The following is a 17,871-nucleotide window of genomic DNA, read 5'->3' on the forward strand; positions in this document are numbered from 1 at the left end:
AGCCACGCGTATTGATGAGATCGTACTGTCGGGCTTGGTGGCGGTCCCGGGGCATCACCGCGACGCCGGAACCCGGTTAAACTGATGCCTATGAACAATTCTCGTAAAGTCGCCGGCGTCGCCGGCATCGTCAGCGTGCTGTGGGTGGGGGTGACGGCGGCCATCGCGGCCAGCCAGCGCCGCCTGGTCTTCAATCCGACCGTCAAGCGCGAAGTCGACAATCCGCGCAGCAGCGGCCACCGCACCCGTGCCATCGTGCTGCGCGCGCGCGACGGCACCAAGCTGTCGGGCTGGCTGATGACGCCCCAGGTTCCCGGTCCGCACCCGGCCGTGGTGTATTTCGGCGGCCGCTCGGAAGAAGTGTCCTGGGTGGTGCGCGATGCCGGCAAGCTGTTTCCCGGCATGGCCGTGCTGGCCGTTAATTATCGCGGTTACGGCGATTCGCATGGCGAACCGGCCGAAGCCCACATGGTCGAAGATGGGCGCCTGCTGTTCGACTGGCTGGCCGAGCGCGGCCACGTCGATCCGCAGCGGGTGGCGGTGGTCGGGCGCAGCCTCGGTTCCGGGGTGGCGGTGCAGGTGGCGCTGGAGCGCCCGGTGCATTCGCTGGTCTTGATCACGCCCTACGATTCGATTCTGGCCATAGCCAAGCGCAAGTTCCGCGCGGTGCCGGTCGAGTACGTGCTGCGCCACCGTTTCGAGTCGGTCAAATACGCCTCCTCGCTGAACGCGCCGACCTACGTGCTGCGCGCCGCCTTCGACGACATCGTGCCGCATTCGCACACCGACCTGCTGGTGGCCCAGCTCGGCAAGCTGCACCTGGACGAAACCGTGCCCGACTCGGACCACATGAACATTCCCTACCTGGAAGCGACCCAGGAGCGCATCGCCGCGTTCCTGAGCACCCGTTTTGCCCAGCCGATCGAGGCCATCCCGCTGGCCGCCGCCCTGCCCGCGCAGGCCGTCATCGCCGGCAAGACGCTGTAGGGCGCGCCCGCTTCAGCGCCGGCGGCGCCGCGCCAGTACCAGTCCCAGCAACGCGGTCCCGGCCAGGGTCAGGGTCAGGCTGCCCGGTTCCGGCACCGGGCTGGGCGGAACGACATTTTCGAAGCGCAGATTGTCGAGCGCCAGCGCGCCGTTGACGACCGGCAGGGTGCGAAACACCACGCGGTCGAAGCCGGACAGGAATTCGATGCCGATGAAAGAACCGCCGAGGCCGTCGCCGCCGGTGTCGAAAAAGGCGCTGCCGACCAGGGTATTGCCGAGGTAGGCGTCGACGAAAGTGTCATCCTCCGGATTGGTGCTCGCGTCCGCGCCCAGCCGGGTGATCACCGACGAAAACACGATGCTGCCGTCGATCCCGGGCGAACCGTCGATGAACTTGAGCGCCACCCGGCTCGGCGGCGCCGGCGAGGTCGCATACACGTCGAGGTCGAAATTGACGAAGGTCGCGCCCAGCGCCGCGTACTGGCTGCCGATGGGACCGGCGACGGCATCCTCGAAATCGATCACGGTCGGGGCGGTGAAGCCGCCGGCGCCGATCACGCCGGCTTGCGCCGTTCCCGCCAGCAATAGCGCCATGCAGGCCGCGACGGTCATTTTACCGGTCATATCTTCTCCTTATTCTTATGAGCAAACCTGTAACAAGGCGAAGCAATATGCGTACCCGCAACAAGTAGTCAATCTTTTCAGCGACTTAGCGCAACACTAACGGTTTCTTCCAGCTCGGCTGTAAAGAATGCCGACATGCCAGGTGATATAATCTTGTCTTCCGAACAGCTTTCCCGACTGCCGGATTCGACAACCTACCCCCAGCGCCCATGCCCGTCCCGCTCAACGACCTGCCCCGGCAACGCATCCTGTCGGTCGACGCCTTTCGCGGCCTCACCTTCGTTCTCATGCTTTTCGTCAATTACCTGGCCGGCGCGCGCGGCGTGCCCTCCTGGCTGCTGCACGTCGATGGCGCGGCCGACGGCATGGGCCTGGCCGATATCGTGTTTCCCGGCTTCCTGTTTGCGGTCGGCATGTCGATTCCCTTCGGCGTGAACAGCCGCATCGCGCGCGGCGACGCCGCGCTGCGGGTGTTCGGCCATACGGCCTACCGCGCGCTGGCGCTGATCGTGATGGGCGTGTTCATGGTCAATGCCGAGTCCGGTTACAGCGAGCAAGCCATGCGCATGCCGATCGCGGCCTGGTCGCTGGCATTCTACGCAGCCGTGCTGCTGGTGTGGGGCGTGTACCGCTTCGACAGCGTCCTGCTCGACCGCTGCCTGCGGGCGGCCGGGGTGGCGCTGCTGGCGGCGCTGGCCCTGCTCTGGCGCGGCGCCGACGGCACCAGCATGATGACGCCGCAGTGGTGGGGCATCCTCGGCCTGATCGGCTGGGCCTACCTGGCCGGCGCCGTGCTGTACCAGCTGGCGCGCGGGCAACTGACGCTGCTGCTGGGCGCCATGCTGGCCTGCCTGACCCTGTACATGCTCACCACCCGCAGCGGCACCGGCACGGCGCTGGCCGGGCATGCCATCCACAGCCTCATCGTGCTGGCCGGGCTGGTATGCGCGCTGCTGTTTTTCGACGGCCAACGCCCTGCCTCGCTGCGCCTGCGCCATGGCGCCGCCTTCGCGGCCGTGCTGGCGGCGGCGGCCTGGGTGCTGCACCGCTGGTACCCGGTCTCGAAGATCGGCGCCACCCCGCCCTGGGCTCTGTATTGCGGCGCACTGTGCGTGGCCCTGTTCGCCCTGCTGTACTGGCTGGTGGAAGTGCGCGCGGCGCGCCGCTGGACGGTGCTGGTCGAACCGGCCGCGACCAGTCCGCTGATCACCTATCTGCTGCCGTTCGCCATCGGCGCCGTCATCAGCCTGGCCGGGGCCCGGTTCCGCCCGGCCCTGGTCGAAGGCAACAGCGCGCTGCTGGCCGCGGCCGTGTTTACAGCGACGATGGTGCTGGTGGTTGCGCGCCTGAACATACATAATTGCAAGCTCAAGATTTAAGCATGGAGGAACGATGTCGCACCCTATCCGCATGAACAAGCTCAGCCGGGCCCTGACCCTGGCCCTGGCGGCCGCCTTCGGCGCCGGCGCGGCGCATGCCGCCGGACCGGTCCAGGTCGGCTCGTACTACACGGCCTGGAGCACCGAACAGGGCTTTCGCCTGAAACAGCTCGACCAGGCCGGCGTGGCCGCCCGCTTCACGTTCCTGAACTACGCCTTCGCCAATCTGTACAAGATGCCGGACGACACCTACCGCTGCGATAGCGGGCGCGACATCAAGGATGCCGCCGACGGCGCCGGCATGCGCGCCACGCTCGACTACGCGCACCACTTCAGCGCCAGCGAATCGGTCGACGGCAGCGCCGATGGTCCATCCCAGCCGCTGGCGGGCAACTTCAACCAGCTGCGCCAGCTCAAGGCCAGGCATCCCAAGCTGAAGGTGATGCTGGCCATCGGCGGCGCCGAATGGTCGCGCTGGTTCTCGGCCGGCGCCGCCACCGCGCCGCTGCGGCGCGCGCTGGTCTCGTCCTGCATCGACATGTACATCAAGGGCGACCTGCCGCTGCTCAACGGCCATGGCGGCAAGGGTGCCGCGGCCGGCCTGTTCGACGGCTTCGACATCGACTGGGAGTACCCGGGCGTGCCGCTGATGGCGTACAACACCATCAGCCCGGCGGACAAGCGCAATTTCACCCTGCTGCTGGCGGAGTTCCGCAGCCAGCTCAATGCGCTGGGCAAGAAGCAGCGCAAGAAATACTACCTGACGGCGGCAGTCAACAGCGGCGCGAAAACCACCGACGCCACCGAGCCGGGCAAGTACAGCAAGTCGCTCGACTGGATCAACCTGATGACCTACGATTTCACCGGCGGCTGGAACAAGCAGGGCCCGACCGGCTTTCACTCCAACCTGTACGCCGACCCGGGCAGCCCCGACATCGACAAGCAGAGCATCCACAGCGGCGTGCAGCGCTTCTTGAAGGCTGGCGTGCCGGCCAAGAAACTGGTCATCGGCGTGCCGTTCTACGCGCGCGGCTGGAGCGGCGTGCCGGCGGCGCGCTACGGCCTGTACCAGAGCGCGGCTGCCCCGGCGCGCGGCTTCGAGGAAGGCACCGAGAAATACTCGACCCTGGCCCCGCGCAAGACGCCCAAGTTCTACCATCCGGTCAGCAAGCAGCTGTGGACCTACGATAACGGCATTTTCTGGACCTACGACGATCCGCTGGTGATCAAGGAAAAGGCCGCCTACGTGCGCGACAACCGCCTGGGCGGCATGATGTCGTGGGCGCTGGACCAGGACGACGCCGAGTTTTCGCTGTCCAAAGCCATGCTCGAGGCGCAGTGACGGCCGGCCCTCCGGCGCGCGTGCGCAAGGTAGTGGTATTGTTCGCGCACGCGGCGCCGCAGCGCTCGCGCGTGAACCGCCGCCTGGCCGAGGCCGCGCGCAAGGTGCCCGGGGTCGAACTGGTCGACCTGTACGGCACCTACCCCGACTTTTACATCGACGTGGCGGCCGAGCAGGACCAGCTGGCCGATGCCAGCTCCCTGGTATTGCTGCAGCCGATCCAGTGGTACGGCATGCCGGCCCTGCTCAAGGAATGGGTCGACATGGTGCTGGTGCCCGGCTGGGCCTACGGCGCCGGCGCCACCGCACTGCAGGGCAAGGGCTTCTGGCTGGTGGCCTCGACCGGCAGCCCGCTTGATGCCTACGCGCCGGGCGCCACCCACGGCCACCCGTTCGAGGCGTTCCTGCCGCCCTATCGCCAGATTGCCGCCCTGTGCGGCATGGACTGGATCGATCCGCACATCCTGCATGCCGCCCACCGCGCCGGCGACGCGGCGCTGGACGCCCATGTCGACGCCTTTACCGCCCGCCTGACGGCGCTGGCGAGCGCCTGAATCCCCCTTGGAAAGCTTTGCGACGATGGAACACGGTTTGCTGCTTAACGCACTGATCTACCTGGCGGCGGCGGTGATTGCCGTACCGATCGCCAAAAAACTCGGCCTGGGCGCCGTGCTCGGCTACCTGCTGGCCGGCATCGCCATCGGCCCCTGGGGGCTGGGCCTGATCGGCGAGGTCGAAGATATTTTGCATATTTCCGAATTCGGGGTGGTGCTGCTGCTGTTCGTGATCGGCCTCGAACTCGAACCGAAGCGCCTGTGGGCCATGCGGCGCGCCATTTTCGGGCGCGGCGCGGCCCAGGTGCTGGGCGTGAGCGGCGCCCTGTGCGCGGCCGCCATGCTGGCCGGCGTCGACTGGAAGGTGGCGCTGATCGCCTCCCTCGGGCTGTCGCTGTCGTCGACCGCGATCGCCTTGGCCACCCTGGACGAGCGCAACCTGATGAGCACCCCGACCGGCTCGGCCAGCTTCGCCATCTTGCTGTTCCAGGACATGGCCGCCATTCCCATGATCGCCGTGGTGCCGCTCCTGGGCGTGGCCGCCGCCGAAGGCACCGAACAGGGCTGGCTGGGCGCGCTCAAGGTGGTTGCCGTCATCGGCGGCCTGATCTTCGCCGGGCGCCACCTGGTGCGTCCGCTGCTGCGCATCATCGTCAAGACCGGCCTGCGCGAGATTTTTACCGCGTTCGCACTGCTGCTGGTCATTGCCATTGCGCTCCTGATGCAATGGGTCGGCATGTCGATGGCGCTGGGCGCCTTCATGGCCGGCATGCTGCTGGCCGACTCCGAATACCGCCACGCGCTCGAGACCGATCTGGAACCGTTCAAGGGCTTGCTGCTGGGGCTGTTTTTCATCGCGGTCGGCATGTCGGTCGACTTCGGCGTGTTCATGGCGCAGCCGTGGCTGATCCTGGGGCTGGTGGCGGCCTTCTTGTGCATCAAGATCGCGGTGCTGTACGGGATCAGCAGGCTGGCCGAGATTGCGCGCAGCCAGCAGGCGCTGTTCGCCTTCATTTTGTCGCAGGGCGGGGAGTTTGCCTTCGTCGTGTTCGGCGCGGCCGAGGCGGCCAAGGTGTTCAGCGCCGAGGTGGCGTCCATCCTGGTGGTGGTGGTGGCGCTGTCGATGGTGGTCACGCCGCTGCTGCTGATCGCCCACGACCGCCTGATCGCGCCGCGCTACCGCGCCGACCAGACGCGCCAGGCCGACAAGATCGCCCCCAACGACGAGCATGTGATCATTGCCGGCTTCGGGCGCTTCGGCCAGATCGTCGGGCGCCTGTTGACCGCCAACGGGGTCAAGCTGACCGTGCTCGACCACGACCCGGACCAGATCGACCTGGTGCGCCGCTTCGGCAGCGAAGTGTTTTACGGCGACGTCACCCGCATCGACCTGCTGCACGCGGCCGGCGCGGCGCGGGCACGGGCGCTGGTGGTGGCGGTCGACGATATCGACGACAGCCTGAAGCTGGTCGACGCGGTGCGGCGCGAGTTTCCCACCTTGAAAATCATGGCGCGGGCGCGCAACGTGACCCATTATTTCGACCTGCGCGACCGCGGCGTGACCATCATCCAGCGCGAAACGTTTGAAGCGGCGCTGATGCTGGGACGCGATGTGCTGCACGAGCTCGGGTTCGGCGCCTACCAGGCGCGCCAGGCAGCCAGCAAGTTCCGCATGTTCAACCTGCGCAGCCTGGACAAGATATATCCGTATTACAAGGACAAGGAACAGTTCCTGTCGGTGGCCAAGCAGGCGCGCGAGGAACTCGAAGCCATGTTCGCGCTCGATGCCGAACTGACCGCCGAGGAAAACAAGAATGGGTGGGATGGGACGTAGCCAGTGCCAGTCGCGCAGGAACGGTTCTGGCACCGAGCGCCGACTTTCAGCAGCCGCCTCGCCATCACCTGGTAAAAAAGTGCCCGGGCATCTGCAATCAGATGTCCGCCACTTTCTTCTTTGAGCGTAGAGACAGGGTTTCCGTATTGTTCAATACTTTACGCGGCTTTGATCGCGTCAAGCCTTTGCTCACATCGTTCGCAATGGACTGAGGGGCGTTCTTCGCTTTCAACTTTAATGCATCGGATCCCACTCGGTCCAGCGCGCCCGGATCGGCGCTTGCATTTTCCTTCGTCAAAGTTCCGTGCCGTTGCAACAGGAATTCTTCAAATTCCTTATTTGATACCGGTGCAGTATTTTTCTTCACTGCAAGAAGTAAATTGCGTTTCATAATTCAATTCCTTTTTCTCTCACATATTGCGACAGCACTTTCACTACGCATCTTGGTCCGATACCCATTTTTGTGAACTCGTCTTTCAGCACCATGACAACATTTGTCAGATAATACGACACCCCATCGGCATCCGCCGTAAGATACCGAAACATATCTTCAGCGAAAATTGGATTGCTTATCCGGAATTGGATGACATCCCCGACGCGACTAACGACGATGTCACTATCTTTCGGTGCGCCGGTCAGTTCCGCTATCTCTGCCGCATCCAAAAATTCATCACTTTTCTCAAGTTCGACTTTTACTTTGACAGTGTCGGTCTTAAACCATTCGCGGTAAATAGCATCCAAGGGCGTCTCTCCGCGACAGGTAATGTGTGCATCAGCCGAACATTCAGGGGGGCATCAAGATACGCAACACGCCTGGCCGCTCCCTCGCTCAAGCGTAGCATATCCCGCCATGGCCGTCGCTGCCGGCCGGGCCGCCAGCGCCACATTGGTGGCGCTTTGTAACAGCCTTCGCGCGGCTACTTTGTCCTGGCGGCGGTGGCACCCCAGCGTTTCGGCTGGAACTTCTCGTCGACGACAAGCTCTGGCGTGCCCGGCGGCAGTACTTGCAGCGACTTGAGAAATTCGATCAAGGCATCCTGATCGGTTTTGCCGGCGGCCTGGAATGCCTTTCGTGACGCGACCGCTTCGCCGGCGTGTCCCAGCACCGCTTGCCGCATGGTTGTAAACATCCCGTGATGAAAATACGGCCCGGAATTGGCGATTCCCCACAGGCGGCGCGTGAGAAAACGCCGGTTCCCTACCGCGAACTTGGGGGCCCACACCGGCCAGTTCATGTCGAGCGCTTCGGCCGGCATGTCGTCGGCCTCGCCGGAGACGTCGTGCAGCTTGAAGTCGGTGTAGGCGGGAACCATCATCAGCGCATCGTCCGGGTGTTCCGGCGCCAGGCGCGGCAGCGGCAGCGCGCGGTCGTTCAGGTCGACGCGCAAGGTGCGCACATCGCCCGCCTTGAGGTTGCCGGTCGGGTTGAACGGACCGGGTTCGGTAAAGGCCCAGCCCTGGCGGCTCAGCGGCAGCGCGGGCACGTGGCACTTGGCGCACTGAAACTGGCTGAATAGATGCTGGCCGCGCAGGATGGCGCGTTCGACTGCGGGCTCGTTCGGAACGACCTGTCCCGGCACCGCCATGACGGCCTGGAACAGCGTGGCCGCGGTCACGTCCGCACGCGTCAATTCGTTCGCAAAGCCATCGCCATCCGGGTCGAGGTTGGCGCCGAAGCGCTCGGTCGCCTGGATGCCATGGTGGTGATGGTACGAGGTATTGGTGAAGTCGCGCAGCGATACCGAATTGCCGGCCTGGTGCCACGGCCGCACCAGCAGGCTGGGCGGATCGATCGGGGTTGCCGTAATCAGGCTTTGGCGCGGCAGGCCGGTCACCTCGCGCACGTCCCACATGCCATCCTCGCGCCGCGTGATGCGGCCAAAATCGATGCCCTTGGCGACCAGGATGCGGGTCTCGCCGCGCCGCATGCCGTCGCGGATGCGCTGCAGATCGCCGCTGATCTCGCGCGCCAGCATTTCAATGTATCCGGCGCCGAACATGCCCGGCGTGTGGCGCGAATTGGCAATGCTGGCCAGCGTCACCGGCGTGCCGCGCTCGTCGAGCGCGCCTCTGGTGGCCACCGTGTCGCTGCGGTCGAAGGTGGCGAAGTCGAAGCGCTGCCCCTGCACGAACACATTGGCGACGAAGTCGCCGCTGCCGCCCGCGACCCCGTAGGGCTGGCTATGGCAGCCCATGCAGGAATTGGCGTCGGGGCCGGAAATGCGGTTGAACGAGCGCGCCCCGCTCAGCGGCGCCAAGGGGTCCGACAGGGCGCGCCCGTTGCCCTTGGCGAGCGGCCGGCCCCCTCCTTCGGATATGGTCCAGTTCGCCGAGAAGACCTTGCGCCCATGCTCGATCAGCTCTGCCAGCGGGATCACGAATTCCTGGTCGTCGCGCAGATGCTGGCTCAGGCCGAATTCATCGCCGACGCCCATCCGCTGGAGCGACGCATCGACCTGGGCGATTGCCCAGCCAGCCATCCCCACGGCCAGGCAAGTGATTGCCGCGGCAAGACAGCGCCGGCGCAGACTCGTTTGCAGGCTCATTTCGCGCTCCCGGCTTTCGGCTGCAGGTCCGGCCCTACCAGTTCGATGTTGACGAGGTTGGCGCCGCCGTCGCGCGTCACGCCCGCGCCACGCCCGATCAGCTGGCCGTCGCGCCATACCTCGACGCTGATGCCGCCGGCCGGTACCGCGCCAAGCGTGAAGCCGCCCTGGCTATCGGTATTGGTCATGCCCCGATAGTGTGGATTACCTGAAGAGAAAACCCGCACTTCGGCGTTTGCCATGCTGTGCGCACGCTTGCCAGCGCCGCCGGCACCCTGGACCCTGGCCCGCAGTTGCGACGGCGCGCTCAGCGCCTGGCCCGGGGCCGCGACGGTCCCGACCAGGGTCGCCACCGGCGGCGCCGCCGCCGGCATGACCGTGCGCACGTGGTAGCCGCCACCGGCGACCGGCGCGAAGTCGATGAAGGCCTGGTCCAGGTCGAACCGGTTGGTCGCGGTGAAGTACTCGTAAATGGCCGTCCCGGCCGGCAAGGTCAGCGGCGGCATGGCGCCGAAGTCGACTTGCCGGAATGGCGCGCCCGGCCCCGGCGTCAGTCCGGTGATCGACCCTGTGCCGAGCGCGCTGATGCCCTTGTAGGCGAACACGATGCGGCCATCGCCAAACAGCTGGATCTGAAACGTGTTGCTGCCGCCGCCGCCATCGTAATGCCCGACGCGGTCGTACGTGACGATGAAACGGCCAGGCAGGCGGTCGTTGACGAACACCTCGCCGTCGATCAGGTCGTCGAAAAATGCCGAGATGCGTTTGTGCTGGTTGAACGCGCCGACACCTTCGCGGTAGGTCCCGTCCTGCGCATCGAACGTGAGATAGCCATTCTGGCCGATCCAGGCGCTGGTGTAGCCCTGCCCATAGAACGGGAAACTGAACGGCAGTGCGTGCGCAATGGAGCAATCGTCGCAGCCCTGCCAGTTGACGCCGTAATCGGTTTCGAACCTGACCGCGATCACCGTGATCGTTCCGGCCTGTGTCTCGCCGCCGGGCACCGGCGCCAGCGCCGGCGAGGCCCCGTTCTGTACGGCGCCGCCCGCGGGCGCGTACTGCGCCCCGATCACCAGGCTACCGAGCACCGTGGGTACGCCGGCAATCTGGAAGCGCCCGGCGGCGTTGGTGATCGCGGTCCTGCCGCCGGGGGCGCTGACCAGTGCGCCCGGCAAGGCTTCTCCGGCCGCGTTGACCACCAGTCCGACCACCGTGGTAAGCGGGTCCGGCGCGACCGTCACCGAGACCGGGGCGGCGCTTCCTTCGTTGCCGCCCAGGTCGCGCGCGGCGGCGCCCAGCGTGAGTCTGCTGACGCCGACTGGCACCGTGAAGGTGTACTGATAAGGCGCGCCGGTGCTGGTGAACACGGCCTGGCCATCGACCTGGAAGCGCACGGCGGCGACCGCAATGTCGTCGACGGCATCGACGGCGACGGTCAGCGGCGCGCCTTCGTAGAACTGGCTGCCAGCGGCCGGCCGCGTGATCGCCGCGCTGGGCGCCACGCCGGCCAGGTCGGTACGCGGCTGGTACTGGCCTATGTACAGCAGGCTGTTGCCGTCGCTGCCGCCACGCTCGACCCCCTCCGCGTCGGCGACCAGGTAGATGTAGCTGTCGTCGACGGCGATGCCGATACCGTTATCGTCGCGCGTGGTGAATCTGAGGATCGAACGCGGCTGCAGCGCTGCGGGATTGCTGATGTCGACGATCGGCACGCCGTTGGCGAACAGGAGGTCGGCACCCAGCGCAAAATTGCCGGACAGGACGACATTGTTCAGCAGGCCGCCCAGTAACTCCGGCGTGCGCGACACAACCGAAGGGGCGGCCAGGTTGGCGATGTCCACTGCGGTCATGCTATTGACGTAATCGGCCACAATCGCGGCGTTGCCGCGCAGCGCCACGCCGCGCGCATCGCCGGTGGCGACGCCGCCACGCAGCAGCGGCGCCGACAGGTTGCTGATGTCGACCAGTTGCAAGCCGGCGCTGCCGGCGGCCACCGCCGCCAGGTTGCGGGCCGGATCGAGGTCGAGGTTCCATGCCGTGCCTCCCACGACGACCGCGCCAACCTGGATCATCGCGCCGGGGTTGGCCACGCTGATGAGGTACAGGCTGCTGCCGGCGGCCACATAGGCGGTGCTGCCGCGCACCTTCACCCCCATCGCGCTGCCAACACTGCCGAAGCTGCCCAGCAGCTTCGGCAAGGTTGGGACCGACACGTCCACCACCTTCAGGCCAGTGCTGGTGGCGAGGTAGGCGATATTGCCGGCCAGCGTGATGTCGTAGGCGTCGCCGCCCAGGCCGAGTGTCGCCACGATCTTCGGGGTGCGCCGGTCGGCGCTCAGGCTGACCACTTGCAAGCCGGCGGCGCCGGACGCAATGAAAGCGTAATCGCTGTTGACCGCCACTGCGTTGCCGTAGCCGCGGATGATGAGGAAGGAACGCTGGGCCGGCGCAAAATCGGTCACGGTGCCGGCCACCGATGCGCTCTTGCCGTGGTTGCTCACCGTGATCTGGCAGCGGCCTGCCTGACTTGCGTAGACGCGGCCGTCGGGCGCGCCGAAATTGCAACTGGCCAGGTTGCTGCTGGCATAGGTGGTCTGGCGCTGGGCGCTGGTCAGGTTGATGTCGCGGCCATCGATCATGGTGCTGGTCACCGTCAGCTGCACGCTGGCGCCGCCGCTCAGCGTATTGACGGTCAGGGTGAAATTGCCAGGCGTCACGCGCAAGCTCGCCAGGGCCGCCGCCAGGTTGAAGCTGGCGGCATTGGCCGGATCGCTGCCGGTGGCGATTTCGGTGCCGTCATGGATGCCGTCGCCATCGGTGTCGGACAGTAGCGGACTGCTGCAGGTCGCGCGCGGGCAGCGGGCCTCGGCGCCGTCGCCCAAGCCATCGCCGTCGCTATCGGCCTTGCGCGGATCGGTCCCCGCCAGGAACTCGTCGCGCGCAGTAAGCCCGTCGTGATCGAGGTCGAGCATGGCGTCGGCCGGATTGGCAGGGTCCATCCCCAGGCGCAACTCGTCGGCGTCGGGAACACCGTCGCCGTCCCTGTCGACCCCGGCCAGCGCCACGCGCACCTGGGCGATGCCCTGGGTACCTTCGTGAATGGCTTGCACCACCACCGTGCCGCTGTTCACGGCGGTGATCAGGCCACCCGCCGTGATGGTGGCGATCGCCGGGTTGCTGATGCTGTAGCTGGTGCCGCTGGCACTCACGTCCACCTGCGCCGGGCTGCCGGTAAAGGTGGCCAGCGCCTGGGCCTGGGTGGTGGCGCCGGCCGTGGCCAGGAGCTCCGTGGGTACGTTCACCCGTACCGACGTGGGAACCGGCGTGGTCGGGCCGAGTACGATCGGCGGCAGGGTAACCGACCCATTGACCGGAATCGTGAACGGCACCGATTCGCCGTAGCTGGTCACGCCGCCCTGGACGCAGGTGGCGCGTGCGCGCACACTGCCGAAGTTGGCCGGAATGTTGGGCAGGACCCAGGTGCCGTCCGGCCTGGCCTGCACGTTGCGATTGAGGACGCTGACCACGCAGTTCTCGTTGAGCTGGGCCTGCGCCGGGGAGGCTACGGACAATGCCAGTCCGCACCAGAAAATACAGTTTTTCAATTGCATGTTCGCACCCGCCTTATTTTGCTTGACTGCCATGTCGAATGACGCTCGCGCAGGCCGCCATGGCGAGCCTGATCCTGGTGCCGCCGCGAAAGCGTCATGCGCGGCGATGAACAATCGGACAATCAAGGCTTTCACGCTATTCTCCCGGGCGATCGGTGAACTTCTGCCTGCCCGGCGGCCACGCCAGGACACGATACGGGCGCGCCCCCTTGGTGTGTCACCGTTGGCGCAATGCAGAAAACGGTTGCGGGGCCGCTGCCTGCTTGAGCATGATTTCCTGGCCAAACACCCTTGAATTGATGTTCAAGACAAAAATGTTGACCCATTTCCATTCAGTCCCATATCTGGCGAAGTACATCGGCTCGACGTCGCTGCCGCGGGTGTACAGGACAGCCGCATCGCCGAGGTCGACGAGAAAAGCCGGGCGGCGTTTCGCCAGGTCCGCCAGGAAGTGCTTGCGCTCCTCGGCGCTCCGGATATCGTTCAACTGCGAAGCGCCGTGTGCCGTCGTGGCGGCCACGATCGTCGAAAAATCATTCCGGCCGGCGGCCGCGGCGATCTTCTCGAACAACTGGACTACCGGCGTGGGCGCGCCCGCCCCTACCTGCCGGCCGAAAAAGGTCAGTGCGGGGGACGGGCCGGGGCCGGGCGCCGCCGCAATCGCTTTCTCGCGGAGGGGGCCGTCCAAGGGGAGGCGGAAGCGCGCGCCGCTCGCGCCCTTTGTATCGCAATACTGTGGGCTCTGCCGGCCGGTCGGACCGAACTCGGAGTTGAACCAGTCCTGTAGCAGCATGAAGCCCAGGTCGGTGGGCCGGTACGGCAGGAACCACACGCTGCCATCAGGGTGGGTGTCGAAAGCGAACGGGCTCGCCCACCGCACTCCAGCTTTGCCGGCCAGTTCTATCCTCATGAAGAAAACCGTAACTGTGCCGAGACGGTAGGCGTATTGAACACCGCTCAATCTGAAGAACTTGAGTTGCTGTACGAACGCCGTGTACTGCGTATCGAACTGCGCCGGGTCGCGGCCATGCTCGGGATCCGATAGCGCCAGCACGCGGTCACGCTCGCCCGCACGCAAGGCCGCCACGACACTGATCAGTGATTTTTCCGCAGCGTCGGCGCCGGGCCATGCCGCCTTCCCGACCCAGTCCGGATCGTCGTAGCGGCGCTCCGCCACGTCCATGCAGGCGGCAGTCGGGATGAACTTGTCGTCATAAGGATGCAAGAGCATCGGCACGGCGCGCGCGGTGAATCCGGCGGCGAAAGCGCCTCCACTTCCCAGCAACACAATGGCTGCCGCGACGGTGGCGAGCAGATGCCTAGATGGGGATGATTGCACATTCAACTCCATTCTCAAGGTCGAAAGAACATTTGACGATGTCTTGTGTAAAATTAAACGTGGTCGAGTAGCCGCCAATGCTATAACTGCCCTCGATGATCCCGTTGATCTTGAATGACACCTTGCCAGCTATCAGCTCCCCGCCCGCGAGGCCGTCGCCGCACTTCGGCTGGTTGAAAGTGACCTTCGCCAGGCTGACCGGCCAGGTGATGTTGCCGCCATTGGCCGTGACGGTAACCCCCACTTTCATCGGGTCACACTCACCGCCCGTGCAGGTGACGTCCACGCTTCCACTGCCTGTGAGTTTGGCGCTGACGCTGGGGGTCAGCGCGGTCTCGGCGACGACGAACACGCACCCCTCGCGGGCGGCGGAGTCATCCGAACAGCCATCCTTCATGTAGCCGAGTTCACCGGTCACGGTCACGGCAAGCCCGATGAACACGCCGCCGTCGAGCTTTGCTTTTCCAGCGATGATGACGAAACCGAAATGAAACGGCGCGACGTCGAAATCCAGTGCCTTCCCCCCCGGCTTCGGCCACACGCGCGCCTCCACGTTGGCGCTACCCAACGTCGCCACCAGCTTGCCCTTCCTTTTTTTGCTGATGCCGGTCGTCTTGCCGCAGCAGTCGTTCTCGGTGATCAGCATCGATGCCTTCTGCAGCAGGCTGATCTTCGCGTTCACGCCAACTCTTTCGAATTTGGCCAGCGCATCGTTTATTCTCTTGGCGACCTCGCTGGGCATGCCGATCTCCGTCTTGTAGCTTCTCTCCGCGGTACCCAGGTCGATCGGCGACGCCGCGCCGTTTTTGCAGACGGCGCACTTGTCGCCGTCCACCGCTGCGCCGTTTTTTGCCGGGTCGGCGACGCAGCTGGCTCCCTCGCACTTCTGGCAGGACGGGCACGTCCCGGCCGACCCGGTGACGTTCGGATCGCCGCCGCAATGCCAGCCGGCCTTGATCACGCCGGCGCCGATATCGGAGGTAATGGTCGCGCCGTCCTGGCTGACGGTGGCGCTGCCGATGGCCACGAAGCTGGCCAGATCGTGGTCGTACGAATACATTTCGGTGACCGCGCGCGGCGCCAGAGCGTCCACATTCGGTATCGTCATGCGCGCCGGCGGATTGAAGTGGGTGCCGACCGGCTGGATCGTAACGACGAAGCGCGGCTGCTGGCCGAAGCCGGGCGACATCGGTACCTTGTCGATGTTGACCGGCGTGACCGACACGCAGCCGCTGCGCGAGCCGCCCGGAAAAGTCGCCGAGCCGGGCGCGATGGTCAGGGCAAAGCCGGGCGCTTCCGGGATTGTGACGGTGCCGCCGGTGGTCTCGTTGACGCAGGCGCGGTTGCCGGGATTGAGTTCCGGCAGGTACACCGGCATGCCGACCGTGTTGTCGTGGCCCGCGATGGTGATCAGGTCGAAATCGAGCGTCGGCCAGTTGCCGGGGCGCTGCGCCGTGCCGCCGTCGGCCATCAGCTTGAAGATTCCCACCGGCACCGGCTGCATCAGGAACTGGCCCTGCTCGTTGGTGCGCACGGCCGTTGCCATTTCTTGCGGGATGTTGCTGGCGTTGCCCTGGGTGATGTGCAGCAGGCGCATGGTCACGCCCGGAATCGGCTGGTTGCTGTTGTCGAGCACCACGCCGCTGATGCGGGTCTGGCTGGCCTGCCCCGGCACCTTTCCGCCGGCGGCGAACGCGGCCGCATGCGCGCCGGGAAGGTCGAAGCTCACCTCCACCACGTTATTGTTGACGCCCGGTTCCGGCCCCATCACCAGGGTGGCCGCAACCCGGCCATCGCTGTCGCTGGTGGCCTGCAGTGTGGCGTTGCGCGCAGGACCGAATCCGCCGCCCCCGCTGACGACGCGAAAGGAGAGCGGCACGGCGCGCAGGCGGTTATTGCTGGCGTCGGTGACAATGGCGATGAATGGCAGCGGCAGGGGCTGGCCCACCACGCCCACCTGGTTGTTGCCCGAATCGACCACCACCAGCCGCGGGCTGGTTGGCGTGCCGCTGGCGACGAAGTCCGCGGTGCTGGTCACCCCCGCCGCGCTGGCCTCGACCAGATTGTTGCCCGAACCGGCGCGCCTGCCCAGCTTGAAGTAGGCGCGCGCCTGTCCTTGCGCATCGGTATTGACCGCCAGCGCGCTCAGGCCGGATCCTGCCGCCTGGTTCGGGCCGAGCGTGCCATCGAGGCCGATGACGCGAAACACCACCGGCGTGTTGACCTGCGGCGCACCCTGGCTGTCGACCAGCTTGACGGCCAGCGGCGCGGCCAAAGCCGTACCGACCGGTGCGCTCTGGTTATTGCCGGAGACGATAGACAGCGAGGCCAGATTCGGCCGCGCCCGCTCAAGGTGGACCGTGGTGGTGGCGCGGTTGCCGGCACGGTCGGTGGCGACCGCCTGGATCGCATTGGTGCCGACTGCCAGCGGCACGTCGCGCGCCATGAAGCTGCGGTTGAGCACCTCGGCGGCCACGCCGTTGACGGCGACCGTCGCTTGCTGCGGGTTGACGGTGCCGACCACGATGTCGTTGACCACGCCGCTGACCGTCACCAGCGCCGCGCTGGTGCTGGCGCCCGCCGCCGGCGAATAGATTTCCACCTTCGGCGCGGTGGTGTCGAGCATGACCTGCACACTGCTGGTGCTGGTGCTGCCATTGCTGTTGGTCGCTACCGCGGTCACGGTATTCGGGCCCTCGTTGAGCGGCACCGCGGCCGCAAAGCGCTTGTCGCTGAGCGGCGCGGCAATGCCGTTGATCTTGACCAGGGCCGCGCCATCGCCGGCATTGCCGTGAATCGTCAGCACCGGGGTGTTGATGTACGCACCGTCGGCCGGCGACGTGATGGCGATGCCGGTCGCGGTACCGGTAATGGCAAACGATAATGGCGCGGAATAGACGAGCGGTCCAGCGTCGGAAAAGCGCGCCGCGACCCGGTAGTGGACGGTTCCCGCCCGGTTTTCCAGTACCGTGGTGCGCAGGGTGTACGTGGTGTCGTTGGCTGCGCTGTCGCCATCGATGCCATCATTGCGCAATTGGCCAAGCGTGGCAAGGAGCGCACCGGCCGCATCCAGCTTTTGCAATGTCACGCTGGTGGGCAGCGTTGTGCCGTTGTCGATGAGCGCGGTGACGGTGGCCAGTACGTCGACGCCGGCCGGCGTCGTGCCTGGGGAGATGCGGACGGGGCCGATCGCCGCCGCCGGCGCCCTGGTCACGGCCAGAAACAGCGGGCCGGCGCTGGAGCGCTTCAACGCCCCCTTGAAAGCGGCCGACACCTGGAACCTGATGCTTCCTTCGACCGCTTCCTGCAGGGTGGTACGCAGCGTGAAGAGCCGGTCGCCGGCCAGCGCGTCCCCCTGCATGCCATCGTCACGCAAGGCGCCAAGCACCGACACGATGCCGCCGGCCCCATTGATCCTCTGCACGTTGGCACTGCCTGGAATGTAGTTGCGGTCGGTAATCGTGACGCTGAAGGTCACCTCGGCGGGAACGCCCACCCTGATGCTGGCAGGCGCGATCGACGGCGCCTCCAGCGCGCCCGGGCCGGCGGCGGCGGCGCGCCCGCACAGCAGCGAGCCAAGCACGATTGCACCGATCCCGACCGACCTGCGAATTTGCCGCAGCACCACGTTGCCCATGTTCGCCTCCTCACTTTG

At 66.1% G+C, this 17,871-nt stretch carries 12 protein-coding genes; 5 read left to right on the forward strand and 7 right to left on the reverse strand.

Annotated features, from left to right (window positions below; translation table 11 throughout):
- Positions 1-90: 90 nt before the first annotated feature.
- On the forward strand, positions 91-987 hold the full coding sequence (locus RBA41_RS06885; RefSeq protein WP_306622375.1) for an alpha/beta hydrolase: 897 nt from the start codon (positions 91-93) through the stop codon (positions 985-987).
- A gap of 12 nt (positions 988-999) precedes the next feature.
- Here RBA41_RS06885 and RBA41_RS06890 read toward each other — a convergent pair whose 3' ends face one another.
- Positions 1,000-1,611: a PEP-CTERM sorting domain-containing protein gene (locus RBA41_RS06890; protein WP_306622377.1), complete on the reverse strand. Its 612-nt coding sequence runs from the start codon at positions 1,609-1,611 to the stop codon at positions 1,000-1,002.
- A 209-nt stretch (positions 1,612-1,820) separates the two neighbouring features.
- Here RBA41_RS06890 and RBA41_RS06895 point away from each other — a divergent pair, with 209 nt between their 5' ends.
- Genes RBA41_RS06895 through kefC form a run of 4 tightly spaced genes read left to right on the forward strand, consistent with a single transcriptional unit; the run spans position 1,821 to position 6,720 of the window.
- Positions 1,821-2,990: a DUF5009 domain-containing protein gene (locus RBA41_RS06895; protein WP_306622379.1), complete on the forward strand. Its 1,170-nt coding sequence runs from the start codon at positions 1,821-1,823 to the stop codon at positions 2,988-2,990.
- Between the two features lie 13 nt (positions 2,991-3,003).
- A complete protein-coding gene (locus tag RBA41_RS06900; protein WP_306622381.1) occupies positions 3,004-4,332 on the forward strand; it encodes a glycoside hydrolase family 18 protein in 1,329 nt (442 codons plus the stop codon).
- Entirely contained in the window at positions 4,329-4,886 is a 558-nt protein-coding gene (kefF, locus tag RBA41_RS06905; RefSeq protein ID WP_306622383.1) for a glutathione-regulated potassium-efflux system oxidoreductase KefF, read from the forward strand. The genes RBA41_RS06900 and kefF overlap by 4 nt, the downstream gene beginning before the upstream one ends.
- 25 nt (positions 4,887-4,911) lie before the next feature.
- On the forward strand, positions 4,912-6,720 hold the full coding sequence (gene kefC, locus RBA41_RS06910) for a glutathione-regulated potassium-efflux system protein KefC (protein WP_306622385.1): 1,809 nt from the start codon (positions 4,912-4,914) through the stop codon (positions 6,718-6,720).
- A gap of 97 nt (positions 6,721-6,817) precedes the next feature.
- On the opposite strand, the gene RBA41_RS06915 is transcribed toward kefC, so the two are convergent.
- From RBA41_RS06915 to RBA41_RS06940, 6 genes are all read right to left on the reverse strand, one after another.
- Positions 6,818-7,111 (reverse strand): hypothetical protein, encoded by a 294-nt coding sequence (locus RBA41_RS06915; protein WP_306622387.1) that lies wholly within the window; start codon positions 7,109-7,111, stop codon positions 6,818-6,820.
- Entirely contained in the window at positions 7,108-7,461 is a 354-nt protein-coding gene (locus RBA41_RS06920; RefSeq protein WP_306622389.1) for a hypothetical protein, read from the reverse strand. Before RBA41_RS06920 ends, RBA41_RS06915 begins: the two co-directional genes overlap by 4 nt.
- A 176-nt stretch (positions 7,462-7,637) precedes the next feature.
- Positions 7,638-9,266: a di-heme oxidoredictase family protein gene (locus RBA41_RS06925; RefSeq protein WP_306622391.1), complete on the reverse strand. Its 1,629-nt coding sequence runs from the start codon at positions 9,264-9,266 to the stop codon at positions 7,638-7,640.
- Complete coding sequence (locus tag RBA41_RS06930; RefSeq protein WP_306622393.1) at positions 9,263-12,838, reverse strand: Ig-like domain-containing protein; 3,576 nt, start codon at positions 12,836-12,838, stop codon at positions 9,263-9,265. The genes RBA41_RS06925 and RBA41_RS06930 overlap by 4 nt, the downstream gene beginning before the upstream one ends.
- Before the next feature lie 256 nt (positions 12,839-13,094).
- Complete coding sequence (locus tag RBA41_RS06935) at positions 13,095-14,216, reverse strand: hypothetical protein (RefSeq protein ID WP_306622395.1); 1,122 nt, start codon at positions 14,214-14,216, stop codon at positions 13,095-13,097.
- Entirely contained in the window at positions 14,197-17,853 is a 3,657-nt protein-coding gene (locus tag RBA41_RS06940; protein WP_306622397.1) for a hypothetical protein, read from the reverse strand. The genes RBA41_RS06935 and RBA41_RS06940 overlap by 20 nt, the downstream gene beginning before the upstream one ends.
- Positions 17,854-17,871 lie beyond the last annotated feature (18 nt).

The organism is Massilia scottii (assembly GCF_030846495.1).
GTDB classification, from domain to species: domain Bacteria; phylum Pseudomonadota; class Gammaproteobacteria; order Burkholderiales; family Burkholderiaceae_D; genus Telluria_A; species Telluria_A violaceinigra.

Bases quoted from the DNA above. Each gene is read 5' to 3' on its own strand.
- RBA41_RS06885 (WP_306622375.1), top strand. From the start codon at position 91: ATGAACAATTCTCGTAAAGTCGCCGGCGTCGCCGGCATCGTCAGCGTG.
- RBA41_RS06890 (WP_306622377.1), bottom strand. From the start codon at position 1,611: ATGACCGGTAAAATGACCGTCGCGGCCTGCATGGCGCTATTGCTGGCG.
- RBA41_RS06895 (WP_306622379.1), top strand. From the start codon at position 1,821: ATGCCCGTCCCGCTCAACGACCTGCCCCGGCAACGCATCCTGTCGGTC.
- RBA41_RS06900 (WP_306622381.1), top strand. From the start codon at position 3,004: ATGTCGCACCCTATCCGCATGAACAAGCTCAGCCGGGCCCTGACCCTG.
- kefC (WP_306622385.1), top strand. From the start codon at position 4,912: ATGGAACACGGTTTGCTGCTTAACGCACTGATCTACCTGGCGGCGGCG.
- RBA41_RS06915 (WP_306622387.1), bottom strand. From the start codon at position 7,111: ATGAAACGCAATTTACTTCTTGCAGTGAAGAAAAATACTGCACCGGTA.
- RBA41_RS06925 (WP_306622391.1), bottom strand. From the start codon at position 9,266: ATGAGCCTGCAAACGAGTCTGCGCCGGCGCTGTCTTGCCGCGGCAATC.
- RBA41_RS06940 (WP_306622397.1), bottom strand. From the start codon at position 17,853: ATGGGCAACGTGGTGCTGCGGCAAATTCGCAGGTCGGTCGGGATCGGT.